At 59.2% G+C, this 23,257-nt stretch carries 20 protein-coding genes; 16 read left to right on the top strand and 4 right to left on the bottom strand.

What is annotated here, in order from left to right; genetic code table 11:
• The first annotated feature begins 4 nt into the window (after nucleotides 1–4).
• Together folE and HU755_RS14260 are read left to right on the top strand one after the other, a co-directional pair.
• A complete protein-coding gene (gene folE, locus HU755_RS14255) occupies nucleotides 5–550 on the top strand; it encodes a GTP cyclohydrolase I FolE (RefSeq protein ID WP_205970537.1) in 546 nt (181 codons plus the stop codon).
• A gap of 103 nt (nucleotides 551–653) precedes the next feature.
• The gene (locus HU755_RS14260; protein WP_186551901.1) at nucleotides 654–1,025 is read left to right on the top strand and encodes a glutathione S-transferase N-terminal domain-containing protein; all 372 of its coding nucleotides are present in this window, start codon (nucleotides 654–656) and stop codon (nucleotides 1,023–1,025) included.
• A gap of 156 nt (nucleotides 1,026–1,181) precedes the next feature.
• On the opposite strand, the gene HU755_RS14265 is transcribed toward HU755_RS14260, so the two are convergent.
• Nucleotides 1,182–2,348, bottom strand: a complete 1,167-nt coding sequence (locus tag HU755_RS14265) for a PLP-dependent aminotransferase family protein (protein WP_186633619.1) — start codon at nucleotides 2,346–2,348, stop codon at nucleotides 1,182–1,184.
• A gap of 81 nt (nucleotides 2,349–2,429) precedes the next feature.
• On the opposite strand from HU755_RS14265, the gene HU755_RS14270 reads away from it, so the two are divergent.
• The 5 genes from HU755_RS14270 (at nucleotide 2,430) to HU755_RS14290 (ending at nucleotide 10,945) form a co-directional block, all read left to right on the top strand.
• Nucleotides 2,430–2,876, top strand: coding sequence for a MarR family winged helix-turn-helix transcriptional regulator (locus HU755_RS14270; protein ID WP_186633622.1), 447 nt, complete (start codon nucleotides 2,430–2,432; stop codon nucleotides 2,874–2,876).
• 290 nt (nucleotides 2,877–3,166) lie between these two features.
• On the top strand, nucleotides 3,167–4,516 hold the full coding sequence (locus tag HU755_RS14275) for an NCS2 family permease (RefSeq protein WP_186551904.1): 1,350 nt from the start codon (nucleotides 3,167–3,169) through the stop codon (nucleotides 4,514–4,516).
• Between the two features lie 88 nt (nucleotides 4,517–4,604).
• Complete coding sequence (locus tag HU755_RS14280) at nucleotides 4,605–5,234, top strand: LysE family translocator (RefSeq protein WP_186633625.1); 630 nt, start codon at nucleotides 4,605–4,607, stop codon at nucleotides 5,232–5,234.
• A gap of 201 nt (nucleotides 5,235–5,435) precedes the next feature.
• A complete protein-coding gene (locus HU755_RS14285; protein ID WP_186633628.1) occupies nucleotides 5,436–9,023 on the top strand; it encodes a calcium-binding protein in 3,588 nt (1,195 codons plus the stop codon).
• Between the two features lie 74 nt (nucleotides 9,024–9,097).
• Nucleotides 9,098–10,945 carry a hypothetical protein gene (locus HU755_RS14290; RefSeq protein ID WP_186633630.1) on the top strand — a complete coding sequence of 616 codons (1,848 nt, stop codon included), beginning with the start codon at nucleotides 9,098–9,100 and terminating at the stop codon, nucleotides 10,943–10,945.
• A 133-nt stretch (nucleotides 10,946–11,078) separates the two neighbouring features.
• Here the strand turns inward: HU755_RS14290 and uraH are convergent, their stop codons facing one another.
• Nucleotides 11,079–11,432, bottom strand: coding sequence for a hydroxyisourate hydrolase (gene uraH, locus HU755_RS14295; RefSeq protein ID WP_186633633.1), 354 nt, complete (start codon nucleotides 11,430–11,432; stop codon nucleotides 11,079–11,081).
• A 420-nt stretch (nucleotides 11,433–11,852) separates the two neighbouring features.
• Between uraH and puuE the strand changes: the two genes are divergently transcribed.
• The 8 genes from puuE to HU755_RS14335 all read left to right on the top strand — a co-directional run bounded on the left by puuE (nucleotide 11,853) and on the right by HU755_RS14335 (nucleotide 20,117).
• Nucleotides 11,853–12,779, top strand: coding sequence for an allantoinase PuuE (gene puuE, locus HU755_RS14300; RefSeq protein WP_101157499.1), 927 nt, complete (start codon nucleotides 11,853–11,855; stop codon nucleotides 12,777–12,779).
• Nucleotides 12,776–13,291: a 2-oxo-4-hydroxy-4-carboxy-5-ureidoimidazoline decarboxylase gene (uraD, locus tag HU755_RS14305; protein WP_186633636.1), complete on the top strand. Its 516-nt coding sequence runs from the start codon at nucleotides 12,776–12,778 to the stop codon at nucleotides 13,289–13,291. The genes puuE and uraD overlap by 4 nt, the downstream gene beginning before the upstream one ends.
• An 87-nt stretch (nucleotides 13,292–13,378) precedes the next feature.
• Entirely contained in the window at nucleotides 13,379–14,374 is a 996-nt protein-coding gene (alc, locus tag HU755_RS14310) for an allantoicase (protein WP_186551910.1), read from the top strand.
• Between the two features lie 119 nt (nucleotides 14,375–14,493).
• Nucleotides 14,494–14,997 (top strand): ureidoglycolate lyase, encoded by a 504-nt coding sequence (locus tag HU755_RS14315; RefSeq protein ID WP_007913973.1) that lies wholly within the window; start codon nucleotides 14,494–14,496, stop codon nucleotides 14,995–14,997.
• A 51-nt stretch (nucleotides 14,998–15,048) separates the two neighbouring features.
• Nucleotides 15,049–16,362, top strand: coding sequence for a urate hydroxylase PuuD (locus tag HU755_RS14320; protein ID WP_186551911.1), 1,314 nt, complete (start codon nucleotides 15,049–15,051; stop codon nucleotides 16,360–16,362).
• A gap of 299 nt (nucleotides 16,363–16,661) precedes the next feature.
• Nucleotides 16,662–18,014 carry a nucleobase:cation symporter-2 family protein gene (locus HU755_RS14325; RefSeq protein ID WP_186633639.1) on the top strand — a complete coding sequence of 451 codons (1,353 nt, stop codon included), beginning with the start codon at nucleotides 16,662–16,664 and terminating at the stop codon, nucleotides 18,012–18,014.
• 159 nt (nucleotides 18,015–18,173) lie between these two features.
• On the top strand, nucleotides 18,174–18,959 hold the full coding sequence (locus HU755_RS14330) for an outer membrane protein OmpK (RefSeq protein ID WP_186633642.1): 786 nt from the start codon (nucleotides 18,174–18,176) through the stop codon (nucleotides 18,957–18,959).
• Between the two features lie 372 nt (nucleotides 18,960–19,331).
• Nucleotides 19,332–20,117, top strand: a complete 786-nt coding sequence (locus HU755_RS14335) for an outer membrane protein OmpK (protein WP_186633645.1) — start codon at nucleotides 19,332–19,334, stop codon at nucleotides 20,115–20,117.
• Between the two features lie 131 nt (nucleotides 20,118–20,248).
• On the opposite strand, the gene HU755_RS14340 is transcribed toward HU755_RS14335, so the two are convergent.
• Both HU755_RS14340 and HU755_RS14345 read right to left on the bottom strand, forming a co-directional pair.
• Nucleotides 20,249–21,421, bottom strand: a complete 1,173-nt coding sequence (locus HU755_RS14340) for a patatin-like phospholipase family protein (RefSeq protein ID WP_186633648.1) — start codon at nucleotides 21,419–21,421, stop codon at nucleotides 20,249–20,251.
• Nucleotides 21,422–21,456: 35 nt separating this feature from the next.
• Complete coding sequence (locus HU755_RS14345) at nucleotides 21,457–22,389, bottom strand: lipid A biosynthesis lauroyl acyltransferase (protein WP_186551916.1); 933 nt, start codon at nucleotides 22,387–22,389, stop codon at nucleotides 21,457–21,459.
• A gap of 116 nt (nucleotides 22,390–22,505) precedes the next feature.
• On the opposite strand from HU755_RS14345, the gene minC reads away from it, so the two are divergent.
• Nucleotides 22,506–23,243 carry a septum site-determining protein MinC gene (minC, locus tag HU755_RS14350; RefSeq protein ID WP_186551917.1) on the top strand — a complete coding sequence of 246 codons (738 nt, stop codon included), beginning with the start codon at nucleotides 22,506–22,508 and terminating at the stop codon, nucleotides 23,241–23,243.
• Nucleotides 23,244–23,257 lie beyond the last annotated feature (14 nt).

The following is a 23,257-nucleotide window of genomic DNA, read 5'->3' on the forward strand; positions in this document are numbered from 1 at the left end:
CCCTGTGACACTGGAACAGAACTACACCGCGATTCTCGGCCAATTGGGCGAGGACGTCTCCCGCGAGGGCCTGCTCGACACGCCAAAGCGTGCCGCCAAAGCCATGCAGTACCTCTGCCGCGGTTATGCACAGACGCTCGAAGAGGTCACCAATGGTGCCTTGTTCAGCTCCGACAACAGCGAAATGGTGCTGGTCAAGGACATCGAGCTGTACTCGTTGTGCGAACACCACCTGCTGCCGTTCATCGGCAAGGCGCATGTCGCCTATATCCCGAGCGGCAAGGTGCTGGGCCTGTCGAAGGTTGCGCGAATTGTCGACATGTATGCGCGCCGCCTGCAGATTCAGGAAAACCTCAGCCGCCAGATCGCCGACGCGGTCCAGCAAGTCACCGGCGCCCTGGGCGTGGCGGTGGTGATCGAGGCCAAGCACATGTGCATGATGATGCGCGGTGTCGAGAAGCAGAATTCCTCGATGATCACTTCGGTGATGCTCGGCGAGTTCCGGGAAAACGCCGCGACCCGCAGCGAGTTCCTCAGCCTCATCAAGTAACTCGCGGCACGAAGAAAACCGGCAGTCATCGCCGGTTTTTTTTCGCCCGTGAAAAATCGGGTAAGCTGCGCGCCTTCTTCTCTGTCCCTGTGAGGCTTGTAACGTGTTCGTCAAAGCGCTTCGTGTCGGCCTCGGCCAACTGGTCATCTTCATCGACTTCCTGACCCGCCCGGGCAAGAAAAAACGCCCCGCCGCGGCTCAGGCGCAAGTCGACGCCGCCGCCAAAGGCCTGACCCTGTATCAGTTTCACGCCTGCCCGTTCTGCGTGAAGACCCGTCGTGCCTTGCATCGCCTGAATGTGCCCGTGGCGCTCAAGGATGCGAAGAACAACGAGCAGGATCGTCAGACGTTGCTGGAGCAAGGCGGCCGGATCAAGGTGCCTTGCCTGCGCATTGAAGAGAATGGGCAGACGACCTGGATGTATGAGTCCAAGGCGATTATTGATTATCTGGATAAGCGGTTTGCTGCGGTCTGATGTTTTGGGGTGAAGCCAAATGCGTTATCGCGAGCAGGCTCACTCCTACAGTGCAACCCATTCCAACTGTAGGAGTGAGCCTGCTCGCGATGAGGCCATTACAGGCCGCCACAATCTCAGACAAAAATAAACCGGCCCTCAGCCGGTTTATTGTTTTCATGCCGCCCTCTCCATCTGCGCCCGCCGCACCACCGCCGCCAGCCGCTTCAGCCCTTCATCCAGCCGCGCCGGATCAATGTGGCTGAAGTTCAAGCGCAAGTGCCCATGATGCTTGTCCGGCTGAGGAAAAAACGGCTCGCCCGGCATAAACGCCACGTCATTGGCCAACGCCTCATCGAGCAAGGTCCGCGTATCCAGCGGCTGCTTGAGCGTCAGCCAGAAAAACAGCCCGCCCTGCGGCATGTTCCAGTCCGCCAGATCGGCAAAATGCGTTTGCAGCGCCAACTGAAACGCATCGCGCCGCTGCCGATAGAAATCGCGCAATGCGCTTAAATGTTGCTGATATTTTTCCGTGCCGATCCATTGCAGCGCCTGCCATTGACCTATGCGATTGGTATGCAGATCGGCCGATTGCTTGAGTTTGAGCAGATGCGGGAACAGGTCGGGGCTGGCGATCAAGTAGCCGACACGCAAGCCCGGCAACAGGGTTTTTGACACGGTGCCGGTGTAGATCCAACTGGACCGCTTCAGGCGTGCGGCAATCGGTTTCGCACTGCCGCCGTCGAAAGTCAGTTCGCGGTAGGGCTCGTCTTCGATCAAGGTGACGCCAAATTCGTCGAGCAACGCGGCAACCGCGGCGCGCTTGGCCTCGCTGTAACGCACCGCGGACGGATTCTGAAAGGTCGGGATCAGGTAGATGAATGCCGGACGGTGTTGCTCCAGACGCTCGCGCAATTGCACCAGGTTCGGGCCATCGGACTCCTGCGCGACAGTCAGGCAATCGGCGCCGAACAGCTGAAAAATCTGCAGCGCTGCCAGATATGTCGGCGCTTCCAGCAGAATTTCCGTGCCGTTATCGATATACAGTTTGGCCGCCAGATCCAGGGTTTGCTGCGAGCCACTGACCACCAGCACCTGACTCGCCTCACAATCGAGACCAAGCGCCCTCGCCTCTGCCGCCAGGGCCTCGCGCAACGCTGGCTCGCCTTCGCTCATGCCGTACTGGCCGAGCGGCAGCGGCATGTCGGTCCAGTCGACCTTGGGCAGCATGGCTTCGGCGGGCAAGCCACCGGCAAACGACATCACCTCGGGACGCTGCGCGGCGGCAAGGATTTCTCGGATCAAAGAACTTTTAAGGCGCGAGACACGTTCGGAAAAAGCCATGGAAGTCACCGTAGCGAGGCGTACAAGAAATGAGTCAAACTCATTGACTGAAATTACGCCAGCTTGAGCGAGTACGTCAATATGCTTGACCTTAAAAACCCTACCAGCCAGCAGCAGGCCATGGAAGCTTTCTTCTTCGGCTATCAGGCGTTTACCGCCAAGGCTGACGAAATGCTTGAGCGTCGCGGCCTGTCGCGGGTGCATCAGCGCATTGTGTTTTTCATCGCACGCTATCCGAACCTGAGCGTGAAGGAGTTGCTGGCCTTGCTCGGCGTCAGCAAGCAAGCCTTGAACATGCCGCTGCGCCAGTTGCAGGAAATGCATCTGGTCGACAGCGTGGCCTCTGAAACGGACAAGCGTAAGCGCCTGTTGGAGCTGACGGTGGAAGGCGCGAAGTTCGAGCAGGCGTTGCGGCGTGAGCAGGTCAAATTGCTGGAGCGGGTGTTTGCCGAGGCTGGAGAAGCGGCGGTGAATGGGTGGCTGGCGGTGAATCTGGCGTTGGGTGGCAGTCTGTCAACTCTCGAGTGAATCAACCGGCGCCTTCGCGAGCAGGCTCGCTCCCACATTGGAACCGCATTCTCCTGTGGGAGCGAGCCTGCTCGCGAATCGAACTTGATAGCCATATATCCCTATCAGCAAAAAAACTGCAGACAAAACAAAAAACAATATTTGCTTTCTTTGTACACAAAAGCATAATCCACTGCGTGCGAGTTCCTGACCATACAGTCAACAAATTCGCGTATGCCTCAAAGGGCCGCTGCCACCCCTCATGGGTCCGGCCCTGGAAATAACAATAAAACTCTTGAGGAGTACTCGCTGTGGAAAGCCGCAAATCCGAAGCACCGCCGCTCGAGCTCACGCCGCCATTACGCAATGGCCTGCTGGAGCGTCTGTTCAAACTCAGCTTGCATGGCACCACGGTGAAGACCGAGCTGATTGCCGGTCTGACAACCTTCATCACCATGGCCTACATCATTTTCGTCAACCCGAACATCATGGCCGATGCCGGGATTGACCACGGGGCGGCGTTCGTCGCCACTTGCATCGCCGCCGCGCTGGGCTGCCTGTTGATGGGCCTCTACGCGAACTGGCCGGTGGGCCTCGCGCCGGGCATGGGCCTCAACGCCTTCTTCACTTACACCGTGGTCGGCACCATGGGCTACAACTGGGAAACCGCACTCGGTGCGGTGTTTGTCTCGGGCGTGCTGTTCATGATTTTGACCTTCTCGCGCATTCGCGAATGGCTGCTCAACAGCATTCCGGTCAGCCTGCGCTATGCGATGGGCGCCGGTGTCGGCCTGTTCCTCGGCCTGATCGGTCTGAAAACCGCCGGCATCGTCGTCGACAGCCCGGCCACGCTGATCAAGCTTGGCTCCCTGCGCGAACCCGGCCCGCTGCTCGCGGCCATCTGCTTTCTGATGATTGCGATCCTCAGCTACCACAAAGTCTTCGGTGCGATTCTCATCAGCATCATTACCGTGACGCTGGCCGGTTGGGGCCTGGGCGTGGTGCACTACGCCGGGATCATGTCCGCCCCGCCAAGCCTGGCACCCACCTGGATGGCGATGAATGTCGCTGGCGTGTTCAACATCAGCATGATCAGCGTGGTGCTGGCCTTCCTCTTTGTGCACATGTTCGACACCGCCGGAACCCTGATGGGCGTTGCCCAACGGGCCAATCTGGTCGCCGCTGACGGGCGAATCGAAAACCTCTCGCGGGCGATGAAGGCCGACAGTGCCTCCAGCGTGTTCGGTGCGGTGGTCGGTGTTCCGCCCGTCACCAGCTATGTGGAAAGTGCCGCTGGCGTGGCCGCTGGCGGTCGGACTGGTCTTACCGCCGTCACCGTAGGTGTGCTATTTATAGCGGCAATGTTTTTCGCCCCGCTGGCCGGCATGATTCCTGCCTATGCCACCGCCGGTGCGCTGATATACGTTGCAATGCTGATGATGGGCGGCATGGCCCATATCGAGTGGGACGAAGCCACCGATGCGATTCCTGCCATCGTCACCGCAATCATGATGCCGCTGACCTTCTCGGTCGCCGACGGCATCGCGCTGGGCTTCATCACCTATGTGGCGCTGAAGGCCGGGACCGGCAAGTACAAGGAAATTTCCGTCAGCCTGTGGGTACTTTGCGCGATCTTCATCGCCAAGTTCATCTACCTGTAAGCACACTGCGCGGTTCAGGTTTCCACCAGCCCCACCCTCACCGGTGGGGCTTTTGTGCATTTCGACAACAAGAGAAAGGAGCAAAGTGATGAGTCTGGAAACCTGGCTGCTGTTCAGCGGTGCTGCACTGGTGGTGATCCTGATTCCGGGGCCGCTGTCGTTGCTGATGATCAGCAACAGTCTGAATTACGGGTTGCGACGCTCTTACCCGGCGTTCCTCGGCGGCGTGATTGCCTCGATCTGCCTGCTCAGTGCATCGGCCCTGGGGCTGGGCGCGTTATTGCTGGCGTCGGAGCAGTTGTTCAGCGCGCTGAAGATCGTCGGTGCCCTGTATCTGTTCTACCTCGCCTGGCAGAGCTGGCAGCAATCGCGCCAGCCCGCGGTGGGCGCCGAAGTACCGAAGGCAGCAGCCGTACCGCGTTTTCGCGCCTTGTTCGGCCGCGCGTTTGTGCTGGGCGCCAGCAATCCGAAAGACATCCTGTTTTTCGCCGCGTTTCTGCCGCAGTTTCTCAGTGCCGAACAGCCCTTCCTGCCGCAGTTGCTGCTTATGATCGCGACCTGGACCGTGCTCGATCTGCTGTGCAAGCTGGCCTACGGACTTGGCGCGCACGGCGCCGCACGTTATTTGCGCAGTGGCAAAGGTCAGAGCTGGTTCAACCGGATCAGTGCCGGTCTGTTTGGCGGCGCCGGGGCAGCCTCGCTACTCAGCAGCCACTGAGCGTTTCAAAGTGCAACTTGATTGGCCGTCAACGCCCACCATCCTGATGTAAATATGCTCATCAGGATGGCCTCTGCGCGGACGAAGTTTGCCTGGTATTACACGCAATACACCGCAACAACCCATCGATATACTTTCGCTAAATCCCCCCCTTATTATCGCGCTGACTTTCAATAAAACTGCCTGAACAAGGATGTTCAAATGGCCACGCTTATCAGCGACGCATTAATACACGACGACTCCGTCATCATTACCGACATGGACATTGGCGTTAATGAACATGATGCATCGACGCTCGACCTGTCAAAAAACAAGCCCACCGGCCATTCCGGAAACAAACATAAAACCGACCAACTGACCATCACCGATGGCCTCTTCGGCCCCCTGCAGATGGGGTCCATTTCAATCACCCGCGTGTCACTCGACGCTTTGGGCGCCACCCTTGGTGGTCAGCCCCTGACCGGACAGAACACCTTTTTTCGCACGCCCAGGCGCTCATTCACCAACGCCTTGCAGTTCAATGCCAACGAAGTAGACAAACAGATCCGCACAGCCAGCGCACCGGACAGTTATCTGTTAACGACACTTTTGTTCGAGCTGGCCAGCCGACGCCCGCTGACTTCCCCGCCGATCCTCTGGTCAAGCGACGAGACACAAGCCGATCCCGGCCAATATCGCCGCAAACTTTCAAAACTTCTAACCAGCGCGCACAAACTCGACTTGCGCCATGCACATCTTCCCGAGAACAACCCGCGCTGGGTCGGTGTACTCAAGAGCAATGCAACGCTTGGCTCAAGTGTGGGTATTCAGGGGTTTGGCATATTCATGGGATTGCGCGGAGTGGTCGATGCAATCAAAAGCAATAACAGCGCCGAGATCGTCATTAATACCGCCGGCATTGCTTCGGAGTTTGGGTCCATTGCCGCCGATGTCGCGGTCAACAAAGTGGCCAGCGAGATGATTACGGCCGGGCAGACCGCCTACAAGGATTTTGCCAAAACCCGATTCGCCGTCAGATTGGGCCGCTCCGGAGGCCTGATTGGCGGTGCGTTGACGCTTCCTTTCGATATCTACACCGCAATCAGGTCCCTCAACGCCGCTGACAATGCGGCCGGCAAGGAAGCCCTGGATCATTACGTCAGCGCCGGCTTGAGTATCACCAGTGCCGCCATGACCGTCATCCTTGGCGGCGCAGCGATGGCCGGATTCTCTTTTGCCGGCCCGGTGGGTCTCGCGGCGGGAGCAATCCTGGCAATCGGATCACAGGTGTACGGCGCGGTGAGAATCGTCGATGACATTGATGATTACATCGAGCTCACCACCGAAGAGCGTTGGCGTACCGGCTGGTTCTCATTCTGTTTCATGAACCCAGACCAGGACGTGCAGAACCGCTATAGCCTGGCAAAAGCCAGGACCGAACACCTGAAACAGCTAAAAGCGACCGCCCGGAAGTTGCTGGATGGAGAACTGCAGGACGCTACCGAAGCCGTCGTGAACGGCACATTTGAAGTATATCTCACACAAAAGCAGGTCTGGACGCGCAATTGGTGGACCAAGCAGGATGGCTGGGAAACCGTCAACGTGCCGCAGATAAAAGGTGGCGATGACACCATCGATGCCCGCGCGGGCGTTACCGCCAGCACACCAGGTGCAGAACTGGGTAAGGCGGCGGAAAACAAGGGCGTGTTGTGGTTGATCGGCGATGGCCGGGATTCGATCGTCGGCGTTGAGAAAAAAACCAACACGTTCCACTACAAGTCAGGGAAAAAACACCTGACGGGGGGCGAAAAAGATGACCGTTTCGTCTTTGAAGGCGCGGCCGATTTGCTCAGGCAAGGGGGTAGCGTTCTCGACGCTTCGACATTGCAGGGTGGCGCAGGCAGCGACACTCTGGTCCTGGGCGGGGCAGATTACAGCGCCAGCGCCAAGGGTTCAGGCTATGACGTCAACCTGCCGGCCGGCACGCTTCATACAACGGTGGCCGACCCGACAGTCGCAGGTGAAAAAAAACGCGCCCTCCACAGTCGTCTGGACAGTGTCGAAAACATCGAAACCGTGACCAATGGGCAATCCATTGTCACGGGCACCGAACAGCGCAACATCATTAAGTCCCGTGGCCGGGACACGATAAAGGCAGGCGCGGGCAACGACCAGATCCATCTCTTGCACGGCGGTTCTTCAGCCTCGGGCGAGGCAGGCGTTGACGAATATTTCGTTGCCCACCAGGCAGGCCGGATATCGATCACCGAAGACGGCGATCAGCAGAGCGTTGTCGTCTTGAACTGGCGGATGGACCTGATTGAAAGTTGGGTCATCGAAAACACAGCACTGATCATTACGTCCCGATTCGATTTTCAGGATTCGCCCAAAAGCGTGGTTGCCCTGCAAAACGTGTACATCCGCAACGATACGCAATCCGTTCTGAAGAACAACAAACTGACGTTTATGACCCGCGACGGTTTCGTGCTGATGCCGGACTTTCCGGAAACTCTCGAAAATGGCAGGACCGTCGAGCTGGAAATCATCGTCGTTAAACAGGGGCAAGCAGAAAAACCGATCATTCTCTACACCCCGACGTACTCAATCAGGCATCAACAAGATGCGGGCTACTACCTGCCGCGATCGCCGCAGGACACCGCCTTTGAATTCGTCGAGCGCCGGGACGCGGTTACGCGAATTTACCTGGACTACGCCAGCGATGAACTGAAACAGGCCGACGCCCACTTCACCGCAAGAAAATCCGACAAGGACCACGACCTGATGGCCGGGTGTGATCTGCAATATCGGGTTGGCGAAAAAACACTGACGCTTCGCCACTTTGCATTTGCCCGTGGCGGCACCGACCCGATGAACATGACGAAAATCCTCAGAACCATGGCCGCGAAGCCGCTCCAGAGAATCGTTCTGATATTCAATGACGGTGTCGCCTTCAATGCAAAACTGACAGCCGAAACCGATGTTGCCCCGGCGGACAACCACTACGAGATGCACGCGCTGAAGCACTGGACCACCCGAATGAACCTGCCGATGCCATTGCGTACAGGCCGGTTCACCTTTGACCTGCCTGAGAACGAAGCCTACAGGCTGGGTACACGTCGGGCCTGTGCCAAACTCGCTTCGCTACCGGCACAAACCGCAATGGAGAGTCTGGAAGGTCAGGGCTCGACCTACCTGGTGCATCTGGTTGCCGACATGACGATAAAACTCTCGACCCCGGGGGCTTTGGCCAATGCCGCCATCAGACTGCCCTACTCGTCGACCTGGGAACTTGATGCCACGGCGCTGGGCGCCGTAGCGATCAAACTGGAAAACAACAAGCTGCACATCGGCACCTGCACCATTCATCTGCCCGTTTACGACAGCGAAGATCTCATCGATCAGATCCGTGTCATCACCACAGAAGGGCTGGTCCATACCGTCGACCTGTCTTTCGATCGAGTCTATCCGGACGGCCTGGACGGCCGATTCTTCAAAGCACCAACGCCGTCGAAAGATCCGCTGCCACCCCCCTTCACCGCACTGGCAGACAAGGTGCTGAATGTACGAAATATCGTCGTGGCAGATAACCGCCCGGGGATATTGAGTTACAGCTTCCCCGAGCGCAGCTGGCGCTTGGACGTTGAAACCCTGTGCATTGATCATTCGCAGCTCAACGTCATCAATCGTTGCAGCCATCAGCTACCTCAGACGGTGATGCCAGCGTCATTGCTGGACGTGGCCGAGCCTCCCCTGTCGCGCCCCGCTCAAGACCGATCATGCACGTACTCAGAGAGCGGCTTCGCGCACTGAACGCGCGCACCCGAAACATGTGTCGAGGCGCCACTTCGCGCCTTGAAAACGCCTATCCGAACGAGAATTCCCCCATGGCCAAACCGCCAAAAAGAACAGCTGTGACAACAACCACCGATGCCTCCGTAACGACACGAACGACGGATCCCTCTTCCAGCCATCGCGTCACGACCGCTGACCTGCCTTCGCCTGGCGGCCAGCCGTTGACGGGTTCGGATCTGTCAAACCCCGCTGCGCTGCCAACGACTCGCCCTGCCGCTATCGTTGTCCACGAGATGCCTGGACGCGCTGCGGATAGCTTCAGCACTGCCCGCAATGAAATCGCCTGGCCACAGCACCGTTTGTACGAACTGGAACCCATTGGCGATCAGACGGGACTGTTTATCGGGCCGGATCAACGCACTTACGCTCAGCTCGGCACCGAGGGCCGCTTCGTGGTTGAGCGCAATGCGCAAGGCAACTATCACGTCCCCCTGACCTTCGCCCCCGGCGTCGCCGGACCGCTGCTGGTGAAGAATGAAGGCCTGGCCAGTTGGCGCATTGAGCGACCGGGCGGGCATGCGACGCAGACGCCGGCAAGCACTTCGGGAACGGCGCAGGCGCCAACTTATCTGCTACCCGACGATGCCCGATCGTTGACCAAGGCAGAGGCGTCAACGGATGGCCTGCGCTACAACAAACTCAAGCAAACCTTTGTCGACACCGCCGAAGGCACGGTCAGGGTTCGCAAAAACCCAGAAGGGCAATATCAGCAAGCCTTTGCGACCACCCATGAGGCCCCGGAGATTTTTTTCGAGCGAATTCCCGACAGCCTGCTGTGGCGTCAAAAAACCTCAGATCCGACATCCCATGAGCCGGCTCATCAGCAGCGCCTGCGCGATGTCGATGAATCCGCCCCCTCTGCGGGGCCGAGCAAGCGACCGCGTCTGGACGAGCCGACACCGGCGTCCTCAGCTACAGAACCCGCTACACCCGCGGCCTATTCCTGGCTACCGTGGGGCCACCTGAACAAACCTGCATCAATCGAAACCGTGCAGTTGGGCTGGCTTCATTACCCCGTTGTGCCGATCGGTTCCGCGCGCACGCTCACGACTTTTTTTGTGAAGCACCCTGACTTCGACCCAGCCGGTTTTGATGCCTTTGAACACATGCTGCGCACAGCCCCTTCCCTGCAGCCAGTGGCGACCTTTCGCATCGGGCACGACCCCGGCGAAATCAATCCCGGCACGCGTTTTTTCGATGAACCCATAACGCAATCGGTCGCTAAGGCCTTTCCGGATCTGTCGCAGGTCAGCGCACAAGCCATCGCCAAAAAACTCTTCGAACTGGCCGACAACTCGCCCCTCGCCACGGCCACCGGACTGCTGAATATTCAGGCGGTGCTGCACCAGTGGAAACAGAAGCCGTTTCCGGTCACACCGGCCTACGCCGATCCATTGATCATGCTGCCGGTTGCGCAAGCGATTGACCGTCCTGAGGGGAAAATCATTGTGCTGCCACCTGGCCGCACCGGTGAGTTGCAACAGCTCATCTTTGATCCAAAGCGTTTTGCGATCGAATGGAATCACTACAAAACCTACCCCTCGGATTTGAACCTGAGACGACTGCTGGGCGCTTTACTGGTCCGCAGCGGCTACGACCTCTATCCCCTGACCCATGACCATCGCAAGCCCACGCTGGTGTTCAAACGGGCGAGCCATGACCAGATGTTCTTCCTGAAGCTGGGTGCAGTCGAGAAGGTCGGACTTGTCCACCAGCCCGGTAACGAGCTGGCCGATCCGCAATTGCCGGACAGAATAGGCAAGGACGCATTCAATGCCCTGAGCGCTGCGGCGGCACAGAACAAAGTGGTCTGGCTGATCGGCGGCGTGCTGAAGGTCAATTCCGCGCCCGATTCGGTGTTCATCCTCAAGGAACGCTGAGCCGCATCCACCCCCTCGTCGCTCTGCCGGCGGGGTTCGGCTTACGCCATAAAAAAAGCCCGCAGTGTGAGCGGGCGAAAGACCAAAGAAGCTATATGCGCAGTCGCTTCCCGGTGGGGGCAGCCGCTTGGGGTCAGCTGCCCCGGTACGTGGAATAGCTGTAAGGCGAAATCAACAGGGGCACGTGATAGTGCTCCTGTTCGGCAGAGATACCGAAACGCAGCACCACCACATCGAGGAAGGCCGGCTCGGGCAGTTGCACGCCACGGGCACGGTAGTAATCGCCGGCGTGGAACTGAAGCTGATAAACGCCGGTACGATAATCCTCGCCTTGCAGCAGCGGCGCATCGACCCGGCCATCGCTGTTGGTGACGGCACTGGCCACCAATTCCAGCTGCGACCCTTCAACGCGGTACAACTCGACCTTGATCGAGCTGCCCGGGCAACCGTGTGCAGCGTCCAAAACGTGTGTAGTCAAACGTCCCATTGATTCTGCGCGCCTGCCTGCCTTGAGCAGTCAGACTTCGCGCCTCCCGAAGTCAGATAAAAAGGAGACCGCACCGATTCGGAGCACGAAAAGCTGCGGCGAGCGACTGATTAAGACACTTTTCAAAAAAATTGTACACAATAAAAACGACATTTTTCGTCGCGGCCCCGCCAACCCGGCCTTTATCGCCAATTCACAGGCAAAGCGCCTGATCATTGAACCTTCTGTTCATTAGCTGACTGGTCAGGCAGGTTTCTTGCAGGCTTGAACCGTTAACCGTAAAAGATGACAGCCGGCGAAAAATGCGAAAATTCAGGCTTACAAATTGGCGATAAAGTTGTATACAATCAGCCCATCGCTGTGACGCCAGCCTTGCAGGCCGCCACACCCACCTGTCAACGAACAAGAAGGAAGACTGCAGTGAGCGCTGACTACCCTCGCGACCTGATCGGTTACGGCAGTAACCCTCCTCACCCACACTGGCCGGGCAATGCCCGCATCGCCCTGTCGTTCGTACTCAATTACGAAGAAGGCGGCGAGCGCAATATCCTGCACGGTGACAAAGAATCCGAAGCCTTTCTGTCCGAGATGGTGGCCGCTCAGCCGCTGCAAGGCGCGCGCAACATGAGCATGGAATCGCTTTATGAGTATGGCAGCCGCGCCGGCGTCTGGCGGATTCTGAAACTGTTCAAGGAATTCGACATCCCGCTGACCATCTTCGCCGTGGCCATGGCCGCCCAGCGTCACCCGGACGTGATCCGTGCGATGGTCGAGGCCGGTCACGAGATCTGCAGCCACGGCTATCGCTGGATCGACTACCAGTACATGGACGAAGCGCAGGAACGCGAGCACATGCTCGAAGCGATCCGCATCCTCACCGAACTCACCGGTGAGCGCCCATTGGGCTGGTACACCGGCCGCACCGGCCCGAACACCCGTCGCCTGGTGATGGAAGAAGGCGGTTTCCTCTACGACTGCGACACCTACGACGACGACCTGCCGTACTGGGAGCCGAACAACCCGACCGGCAAGCCGCACCTGGTGATTCCGTACACCCTCGATACCAACGACATGCGCTTCACCCAGGTGCAGGGTTTTAACAAGGGTGACGATTTCTTCGAATACCTCAAAGATGCCTTCGACGTACTTTACGCCGAAGGCGCCGAGGCGCCGAAAATGCTTTCGATCGGTCTGCACTGCCGCCTGATCGGTCGCCCCGGTCGCCTCGCTTCGCTCAAGCGCTTTATCGAATACGCCAAAAGTCATGAACAGGTGTGGTTCAGCCGTCGCGTCGACATCGCACGCCACTGGCACGAAACCCACCCGTACCAAGGGACTGCAAAATGAGCCGTTTTCAAACCCTGCAACCGTCGACCCTGAGCCGCGACGCTTTCGTCAAAGCCTTCGCCGACATCTACGAACATTCGCCATGGGTGGCCGAAAAGGCCTACGACCTCGGTACGGACGCTTCGATCGACGAGATCGAAACCCTGCACCAGCGCATGAGCGACATCCTGTTGAGCGCCGATCATGCCAGCCAGCTGGCACTGATCAACGCTCACCCGGACCTGGCCGGCAAAGCCGCCGTCCAGGGCCAGTTGACCGAAGCCAGCACCCATGAACAGGCTGGCGCCGGTATTCACCAATGCACGGCCGAAGAGTTCCAGCGCTTCACCGAGCTGAACGACGCCTACAAAGCCAAGTTCAAGTTTCCCTTCATCATGGCGGTAAAAGGCAGCAACCGGCATCAGATCCTCGCGGCGTTCGAAACGCGCATCAACCATTCGGTGGAAGCCGAGTTCAAGTGCGCGCTGGCGGAGATCAACAAGATTGCCCTGTTCCGTTTACTGACCCTTTAGCAAGCCTGGCCCGAGCGTGAATGAACGCGTAATCGCCCAGGGCCCTGCAAGCATCCCCAGCCAACTTATCAAAGGCAGACAAGAAGAATGAAAGCTTACGCCGTACCTTTCGAAAAATACGTCAACCTGGCCGATGCCCGTCTGGGCACCAAGATCATTTCGGTCACCGATGACTGGTTCGCAGACGCCAATCGTCTGTTTCAACCGACTCCGGCCGTGTGGAAGGAGGGCGTGTTCGATGACAACGGCAAGTGGATGGACGGCTGGGAATCGCGCCGCAAGCGCTTCGAAGGTTTCGACAGCGCGGTGATCCGTCTGGGCGTACCGGGCTCGATCAAAGGCGTGGACATCGACACTTCATTCTTCACCGGCAACTACCCGCCGTCGGCCTCGCTGGAAGCCTGCTTCCTGGCTTCGGGCGAGCCTGATGAAAACACCCAGTGGACTGAAGTGCTGTCGGCCGTCGAGCTGCAAGGCAACAGCCACCACTACCATGAAATCAGCAACACCGAGGCGTTCAGCCACCTGCGTTTCAACATCTACCCGGACGGCGGTGTTGCGCGTCTGCGCGTGTACGGCGTTCCGTTCCGCGACTGGTCGGCGGTTGGCGATAACGAACAAGTGGATCTGGCTGCTGCCCTGAACGGCGGTCGCGCCCTCGCCTGCTCCGACGAACACTTCGGCCGCATGAGCAACATCCTCAACCCGGGCCGTGGCATCAACATGGGCGACGGCTGGGAAACCGCGCGTCGTCGCACGCCGGGCAATGACTGGGTCATCGTCGCGCTGGGCCATCCGGGCGAGATCGAAAAGATCGTCGTCGACACCCTGCACTTCAAAGGCAACTACCCGGACACTTGCTCGATCCAGGGCGCGTTCGTCAAGGGCGGCACTGACAGCCAGATCGAAACGCAGTCGCTGTTCTGGCGCGAATTGCTGCCAAGCCAGAAGCTGGAAATGCACGCCGAACACACCTTCGTCGAGCAGATCAAGGCACTCGGCCCGATCACCCACATCCGCCTGAACGTGTTCCCGGACGGCGGCGTGAGTCGCCTGCGAGTACTGGGCAAGGTCGCTAAATAAGCAGTGAAGCCATTCGCGAGCAAGCTCGCTCCCACATTTGGAATGCATTCCCCTGTGGGAGCGAGCTTGCTCGCGAAGGCGTCAGAACAGTCAACACAGATCTGGATAAGAAGAACAGCATGCGCACACTACAGATTGAACCGCTGACCAAAGAAGCCTTCGCCCCTTTCGGTGACGTGATCGAAACCGACGGCAGCGATCACTTCATGATCAACAACGGTTCGACCATGCGCTTCCACAAACTGGCGACGGTCGAAACCGCACAGCCTGAGGACAACGCGATCATCAGCATTTTCCGCGCCGACGCGCAGGACATGCCGCTGACCGTTTGCATGCTGGAACGCCATCCGCTGGGCAGCCAGGCTTTCATTCCGCTGCTCGGCAACCCCTTTCTGATCGTGGTCGCGCCACTTGGCGATGAACCTGTATCAGGCTTGGTCCGCGCCTTCGTCACCAACGGCAGGCAGGGCATCAATTACCATCGCGGCGTCTGGCACCACCCGGTGCTGACGATCGAAAAGCGGGATGACTTCCTGGTGGTTGATCGCAGTGGCACAGGCAATAACTGCGATGAGCATTTTTTCAAAGAGGATGAGCGTTTGATCCTCGCCCCCCACCAATAAGAGAAGGTCTGATCACTCGACAACAAGAGTGACAGGCGAGAGGTAAAGACTGTGGAAGCACATCTGTTGGAATGGCTGAACCTGAGCGTGCGCTGGGTTCACATGATCACTGGCGTGGCCTGGATCGGCGCGTCGTTCTACTTCGTCTGGCTGGAGAACAACCTCAACCGCGTCAACCCGAAAACCGGTCTGGCCGGTGACTTGTGGGCGATCCACGGCGGCGGGATCTACCACCTGGAAAAATACAAACTGGCCCCACCGTCCATGCCGGACAACCTGCACTGGTTCAAATGGGAAGCCTACTTCACCTGGATGTCGGGGATCGCGCTGCTGTGCGTGGTGTTCTACTCCAATCCTGTGCTCTATCTTGTTGCCCCCGGCAGCGGCCTCAGTGGTCCTGAAGGCGTGGCCATCGGTATCGGTTCGCTGGTGGTTGGCTGGTTCGTCTACGACTTCCTCTGCGATTCGGCCCTGGGCAAAAAACCCGCCCTGCTCGGTTTCATCCTGTTCGTGCTGATCATCGCCGCGGCCTATGGCTTCAGCAAAGTGTTCAGCGGTCGCGGTGCGTATCTGCACGTCGGCGCGATCATCGGCACCATCATGGTCGGCAACGTGTTCCGTATCATCATGCCGGCGCAACGTGCACTGGTCGCGGCGATTGCCGAGAACCGCACGCCCGATCCGGCGCTGCCGGCCAAGGGTCTGCTGCGTTCGCGACACAACAACTACTTCACCCTGCCGGTGCTGTTCATCATGATCAGCAACCACTTCCCGAGCACCTACGGCAGCCAGTACAACTGGTTGATCCTGGCCGGGATCGCGGTGTTGGCGGTGTTGGTGCGTCACTACTTCAACACCCGTCACGACAGTCACAAATTTGCCTGGACCCTGCCAGTGGCAGCGGTGGGCATGATCAGTCTGGCGTATGTCACCGGCCCGGCGCCGATGGCGACCGCACCTGACGTGGCAAAAGCTGCGGCAAAAATCGAGTACCAGCCGCTGCCGGAAACGGCACTGGGCGGTGGCGCGAAACCGGCTGACGCAGCTCAACCGGCGGCGCCCGCAGCGCCAGCAGCAGCTCCGGCGCAAGCCGCCAATGCCGGACCCGGTTTCGACAAAGTGCACCACGTGATTCAAGAGCGTTGCACGGTGTGCCACTCGGCCAAACCGACCAGCCCGTTGTTCAGCGCAGCGCCGGCGGGTGTGATACTCGACACCCCCGAGCAAATCCGCCAGAACGCCGCGCGCATTCAGGCGCAAGCCATCACCACGCAGATCATGCCACTGGGCAACATCACCCAGATGACCCAGCAGGAACGTGACCTGATCGGTGCCTGGATTGCCCAGGGAGCGCAGACCCACTAAGCCACACCAAAGCCTGTGTAAAAACAGGCTTTTTGAGGTGAAGGAATTTGCCTGTGCTTGAGGATTTACCTGTGGCGAGGGGATTTATCCCCGATCGGCGGCGCAGCCGTCGCAAAAACTGCAATTGCCATCTGCCTGATGTATTGCGATCGCAGGGTTTGGGGCTACTTCGTAGCCCATCGGGGATAAATCCCCTCGCCACAAAATCCCCTGGCCACACATACGAATGATGCAAAGAAACAGCTGCAAGCAACCCGGCAGCTGTTAATCACAAGAATAAAAAAGATCCGAGGTGTTGCATGTCCGAGCTGTCCAAAGCGCGCATCCCCGACGCACCCGCCATTCAGCGTTTGCCCCTTTTGCAACTGATCCTGGTCGGTTTGCAACATGTTCTGCTGATGTACGGCGGTGCCATCGCGGTGCCGCTGATCATCGGACAGGCCGCAGGCCTGAGTCGTGAAGAAATTGCCTTCCTGATCAACGCCGACCTGCTGGTTGCCGGCATCGCCACCATTGTGCAGTCGCTTGGCATCGGCCCGATGGGCATTCGCATGCCAGTGATGATGGGCGCCAGTTTCGCCGCGGTCGGCAGCATGGTCGCCATGGCCGGCATGCCCGGCATCGGCCTGCAAGGCATCTTCGGCGCAACGATCGCCGCCGGTTTCTTCGGCATGATCATCGCCCCGTTCATGTCCAAAGTCGTGCGCTTCTTTCCGCCTCTGGTGACCGGCACGGTCATCACCTCGATCGGTTTATCGCTGTTCCCCGTGGCCGTGAACTGGGCCGGAGGCGGTGCCGACGCGGCGCAATTCGGCTCGCCAATTTATCTGGCCATTGCCGCGTTGGTGCTCGCAACCATCCTGCTGGTTCACCGCTTCATGCGCGGTTTCTGGGTGAACATTTCCGTGCTGATCGGCATGTGCCTGGGCTACGTGCTCTGCGGCGTGATCGGCATGGTCGACCTGAGCGGCATGGCCGCCGCACCGTGGGTTCAGTTCGTCACCCCGCTGCATTTCGGCATGCCCAAGTTCGAGCTCGCGCCGATTCTGTCGATGTGCCTGGTGGTGGTGATCATCTTCGTCGAGTCCACCGGGATGTTCCTCGCGCTGGGCAAGATCACTGGCCAGGAAGTCTGCCCGCGCATGCTGCGCCGCGGCTTGCTGTGCGATGCCGGCGCGTCGTTTTTCGCCGGATTCTTCAACACCTTCACCCACTCCTCGTTCGCGCAGAACATCGGCCTGGTGCAGATGACCGGTGTGCGCTGCCGTTCGGTGACCATCGTCGCCGGCGGTCTGCTGATCGTCCTCAGCCTGCTGCCGAAAGCGGCGTTTCTGGTGGCATCGATTCCACCGGCAGTGTTGGGCGGCGCGGCGATTGCGATGTTCGGCATGGTCGCTGCCACCGGCATCAAGATTCTGCAGGAAGCCGATATCGGTGATCGCCGCAACCAGTTGCTCGTCGCGGTGAGTATCGGCATGGGCCTGATCCCCGTGGTGCGCCCGGAGTTCTTCGCCCATCTGCCAATGTGGATGAGCCCGATCACCCACAGCGGCATCGCCATGGCCACCCTCAGCGCGCTGACGCTGAACCTGCTGTTCAACATCCTCGGCGGCAAGGAGCGTGCGGCGATCAACGATTGCCATGCTCACTGACCGCCACACCAATTCCCTCCTGTAGGAGTGAGCCTGCTCGCGATTGCGTCATCAGCCCAGACATCACTGTTGACTGATTCACCGCTATCGCGAGCAGGCGAAGGCCTACAAGGGATCGCAACTCTGTGCCTTAAAAATAAAAACAAGAGGGAGCAACAGATGATTCGCACGCACACCAACGTTCTGTTGGGTGGCGGCCTGCTGGCCGCCAGTCAAGCCATGGCCGGCGACCTGCTGCTGTGGCAGACCAACAGCCTCACCTACCTGTACGGCAAAAATTTCGCGATCAACCCGTCGTACCAGCAGACGGTCACCTTCGAACACGCCGACAAATGGAAGTATGGCGACAACTTTCTGTTCGTCGACAAGATCTTCTACAACGGCAAGGAAGATCAGAACAAAGGTCCACACACCTTCTACGGCGAGTTCACCCCGCGCTTTTCTTTCGGCAAGATCTTCGACCGCAAGCTCGAGTTCGGCCCGATCAAGGACGTGCTGCTGGCGATGACCTACGAGTACGGCGAAGGTGAAAGCGAGGCCTACCTGATCGGCCCCGGCTTCGACCTCAAAGTGCCCGGCTTCAACTACGTCACCCTGAACATTTTCCGCCGCCAGACCGAAGGTCCGCGGCCCGGCGACGGCGTCTGGCAAATCACGCCGGGCTGGTCCTACAGCTTCCCGCTGGGCAATTCCGATGTGCTCATCGACGGCTACCTCGACTGGGTCGTCGATAACGATGAAAACTCGCGAGGCACTTACCACGCCAACCTGCACATCAACCCGCAGATCAAATACGACCTGGGCAAAGCGCTGGGCTGGGGTCAGAAACAGGTGTACGTCGGCACCGAGTACAGCTACTGGAAGAACAAATACGGCGTCGAAAATACCCACTCATTCGACACCAACCAGAACACCGCCAGCCTGCTGCTGAAGGTGCACTTCTAAGATGGCCCGCAACCGTGCCCCATGCCTGTCGTCGCTGCTCTGTTGCGGGGCACTTGAGCGCTGGCCGAGGAGTCAGTATTCTCCGCGGCCTTCTGAATTCGGTCTAAAAAAAAGCCCGGATTTAATTCCTGACCGAAAAGCCAACTTATCCCGGCCCCGGTCAGCACTGAGGCATCCCGAAAACACGCTCGATCGACTGTTTTTCAGCAGCCGAACGGGCGTTTTTTGTTTTTCCGAAAGCCTTGGCGCAGCTTTTGCTACCAGCATTCAAAGCTGACCGATCGGATGAATTTTGCGGTACGAAAAAAGGCGCCACATCAGAGCGCCGATCTTAAAAAAATAACCTGGAACACCTACTTTGGGAGCAACCGAATGAAACGTATGTGCACCAGCCTGATGCTGGCCGGATCGATGTTCGCCGGCGGCCAGGCCATGGCCGAAGGCCTGCTGCAGTGGCAGAACAACAGCCTGACCTACCTCTATGGCAAGGACTTCCAGGTCAACCCGCGCATTCAGCAGACCGTGACCTTCGAGCACGCCGATGCCTGGAAGTATGGGGACAACTTCCTGTTCATCGACAAGATCTTCTACAACGGCAAGGAAGACGGCGGCGTCGGTTCCAACACTTACTACGGTGAGCTCAGCCCGCGCCTGTCGTTCGGCAAGATCTTCGATCAGAAACTGGCCTTCGGCCCGGTGACTGACGTGTTGCTGGCCATGACTTATGAGTTCGGTGAAGGCGACACCGAGTCGTACCTGATCGGTCCAGGCTTCGACCTGGCGATCCCGGGCTTCGACTACTTCCAGTTGAACTTCTATCAACGTCACACCCAGGGCGCACGTGCGGGCGACAACGTCTGGCAGATCACCCCGGTTTGGTCCTACACCCTCCCGGTGGGCAAATCGAACATCCTGATCGACGGTTTCATGGACTGGGTGGTCGACAACGACTCCAACGCCAAGGGCGACTACCACGCCAACCTGCACTTCAACCCGCAAATCAAATACGACTTGGGCAAGGCGCTGAATGTCGGCGAGAAGCAGTTGTATGTGGGTGTGGAATACGATTATTGGTCGGACAAGTACGGAATCAAGGACAGCCAGTACTTCAAGACCGATCAGAGCACTACCAGCTTCCTGGTCAAGTTCCACTTCTGATCCGGCGGCGTCCTCACCGACGCCTTCGCGAGCAAGCCCGCTCCCACAGTGGTTCTATGTTGACTGCAATTACGCATTCGATGCAAAACCCTGTGGGAGCGAGCTTGCTCGCGAATAGGCTCACCGCAATTTCATGCGGGAACCACCGCTTCGGATATCCCGAGAAACCGGCACAATTCCCCGCGCTTGGCCAACGCATCACGCCGCCCCAGATCGATCAATTCGCTGCAATACCCCGCTTCGAACAGCAGGTAACTCAACACCCCCGCCCCGCTGGTCTTGGTCGCTCCCGGTCCACGCAAAAACAGACGCAGCGCCGCCGGCAATTCCTGACGATGCCGCGCGGCGATTTCGTCGATCGGCTGGCTCGGGGAAATCACCAGCACCTCCACTGGCGCCACGCCCAGTTCGCGGGTCGGCGTGCCATCGGGGAGCAGGCGGCTGAACTGGTTCAGACGCTGCAATAACTCGATATCGCTTTCCAGAGAATCGATGAACGTGCTGTTGAGCATGTGCCCGCCGATTTGCGCCAGCGTCGGTTGCTGGCCGGTACCGGTGCGTTCCAGCGGCGCTTGCGGATCGCCGCCGCGCGGGTTGCCACTGACGCCGACCACCAGCACCCGACTCGCGCCCAGATGCAACGCCGGGCTGATCGGCGCCGACTGCCGAACCGCGCCATCGCCGAAATACTCCTCGCCGATTTTCACTGGCGCGAACAGCAACGGAATCGCCGAACTGGCCAACAGATGATCAACCGAAAGTTGCGTCGGCACGCCAATGCGCCGATGTCGGAGCCATGCGTCGATGGTGCCACCGCCCTGATAGAACGTCACCGCCTGCCCCGATTCGTAGCCGAACGCGGTCACCGCGACTGCGTGCAGTTGTTTGCGCGCGATGGCCTCGGCGATGCCGGGCAGGTGCAGTTTTTCATCGAGCAATTCGCGCAGCGGCGAACTGTTGAGCAGCGCCACCGGCATCTGCCGGCCGATGCCGAGCAGGCTATGGCTGACAAAACGACTGGCCTGACGGATCACGCCAGGCCAGTCACTGCGCAGCACGCGATGGCTGCGAAAGCCCTGCCAGAACAGGGTCAGGCGTTCGACGGCAGCGCGAAAGTCGGTGGCGCCGCTGGCGAGGCTGACGGCGTTGATCGCCCCGGCCGAGGTGCCGACGATCACTGGAAACGGATTGTCCGCGCCCAACGGCAGCAACTCGGCAATCGCCGCCAGCACGCCCACCTGGTACGCCGCCCGAGCCCCGCCGCCGGAAAGAATCAACCCTGTGACCGGTTCAGCCGGGCTCATCGCACCACTCCATCGAGTTTAAAAAGTCAGATGAATCAACCGCGTTTCGGGTACAGCTTCGGTTCGCCTGGTGGACGGCTCTTGAAGCGGCGATGCGCCCACAAGTACTGCTCGGGGCAGGCGCGCAAGGCACCTTCAACCCACTGATTGATGCGGATGCAATCGGCTTCTTCGCTCTCACCGGGGAAATCCTCCAGCGGCGGGTGAATCACCAACCGATAACCGCTGCCATCGGCCAGACGCTCCTGAGTGAACGGCACCACTAGGGCTTTGCCCAGACGGGCAAACTTGGTCGTCGCCGTCACGGTCGCGGCCTGGATGCCGAACAGCGGCACAAAGATGCTCTGCTTGGCGCCGTAATCCTGATCCGGCGCGTACCAGATCGCCCGGCCGGCGCGCAGCAACTTGAGCATGCCGCGCACGTCGTCGCGCTCCACCGCGAGGGAATCGAGGTTATGCCGCTCACGGCCACGCCGCTGAATGAAGTCGAACAACGGATTCTTGTGCTCGCGGTACATGCCATCAATGGTGTGTTGCTGGCCGAGCAGGGCCGCGCCGATTTCCAGGGTGGTGAAGTGCACCGCCATGAGAATCACGCCCTTGCCTTCGCGCTGAGCCTTTTGCAAATGCTCCAGGCCTTCGACATGGGCCAGCTTCGCCAGACGCTCGCGGGACCACCACCAGCTCATCGCCATCTCGAAAAAGGCGATGCCGGTGGAGGCAAAGTTTTCCTTGAGCAGGCGTTTGCGCTCGGCGGCGGACTTTTCCGGGAAGCACAATTCGAGATTGCGCCGGGCAATGGCCCGTCGGTCGCCGGCCACGCGATACATCAATGCCCCCAGAACTCGACCGATGGTCAGTAGCGCCGGATACGGCAATTGCACGATCAGCCACAGCAGCCCCAGGCCGCACCAGAGCGGCCAGAAGCGTGGCGAGAGAAATGCTTTTCGAAAACGCGGGCGATCCATAAAGCTTCCGTAAATACAGTGGCCGCGCATTCTACATCGTTCGACCCGGCTTGCGGCCCGCGGGCGTTCTCGTTATAAGTCTCGGCACTTTTAGTGACAAGCCGTTGTATGCCGACATGAGCCAAACCGACCCGTTAGACCAAGATCCCGTATTCCAGCTCAAGGGCAGCATGCTGGCCATCACTGTGCTGGAACTGGCCCGTAACGACCTCGAAAGCCTCGATCGGCAATTGGCCGCGAAAGTCGCCCAGGCGCCCAATTTTTTCAGTAATGCACCGCTGGTCCTGGCGCTGGACAAACTGCCGCCCAATCAGGGCGCCGTCGACTTGCCGGGACTGATGCGCGTCTGCCGCCAGCATGGCCTGCGCACCCTGGCGATTCGCGCCAGTCGCATCGAAGACATCGCCGCCGCCATCGCCATCGACATCCCCGTGCTGCCGCCCTCGGGCGCCCGCGAGCGACCGCTGGAAATGCCCGAAGCCGAAGTCAAAAAGAAACCGGAAAAACCGCCTGAGCCGACCGTCAAACCGACCCGCGTGATCACCACGCCAGTACGTGGTGGCCAGCAGATTTATGCCCAGGGTGGCGATCTGGTGGTGGTCTCTTCGGTCAGTCCGGGGGCGGAACTTCTCGCCGATGGCAACATCCATGTATACGGTCCGATGCGTGGCCGGGCGCTGGCCGGCGTCAAAGGTGACACCAAGGCACGGATTTTCTGTCAGCAATTGAGCGCTGAACTGATCTCCATCGCCGGGCATTACAAGGTCTCCGAAGATTTGCGTCGCGATCCGATGTGGGGCTCGGGCGTCCAGGTCAGCCTATCGGGCGACGTGTTGAACATCATTCGGCTTTAACGGATACTGCCGCA

Origin of the sequence: Pseudomonas sp. SWRI111, from assembly GCF_014268555.1 — a bacterium.
GTDB classification, from domain to species: domain Bacteria; phylum Pseudomonadota; class Gammaproteobacteria; order Pseudomonadales; family Pseudomonadaceae; genus Aquipseudomonas; species Aquipseudomonas hamedanensis.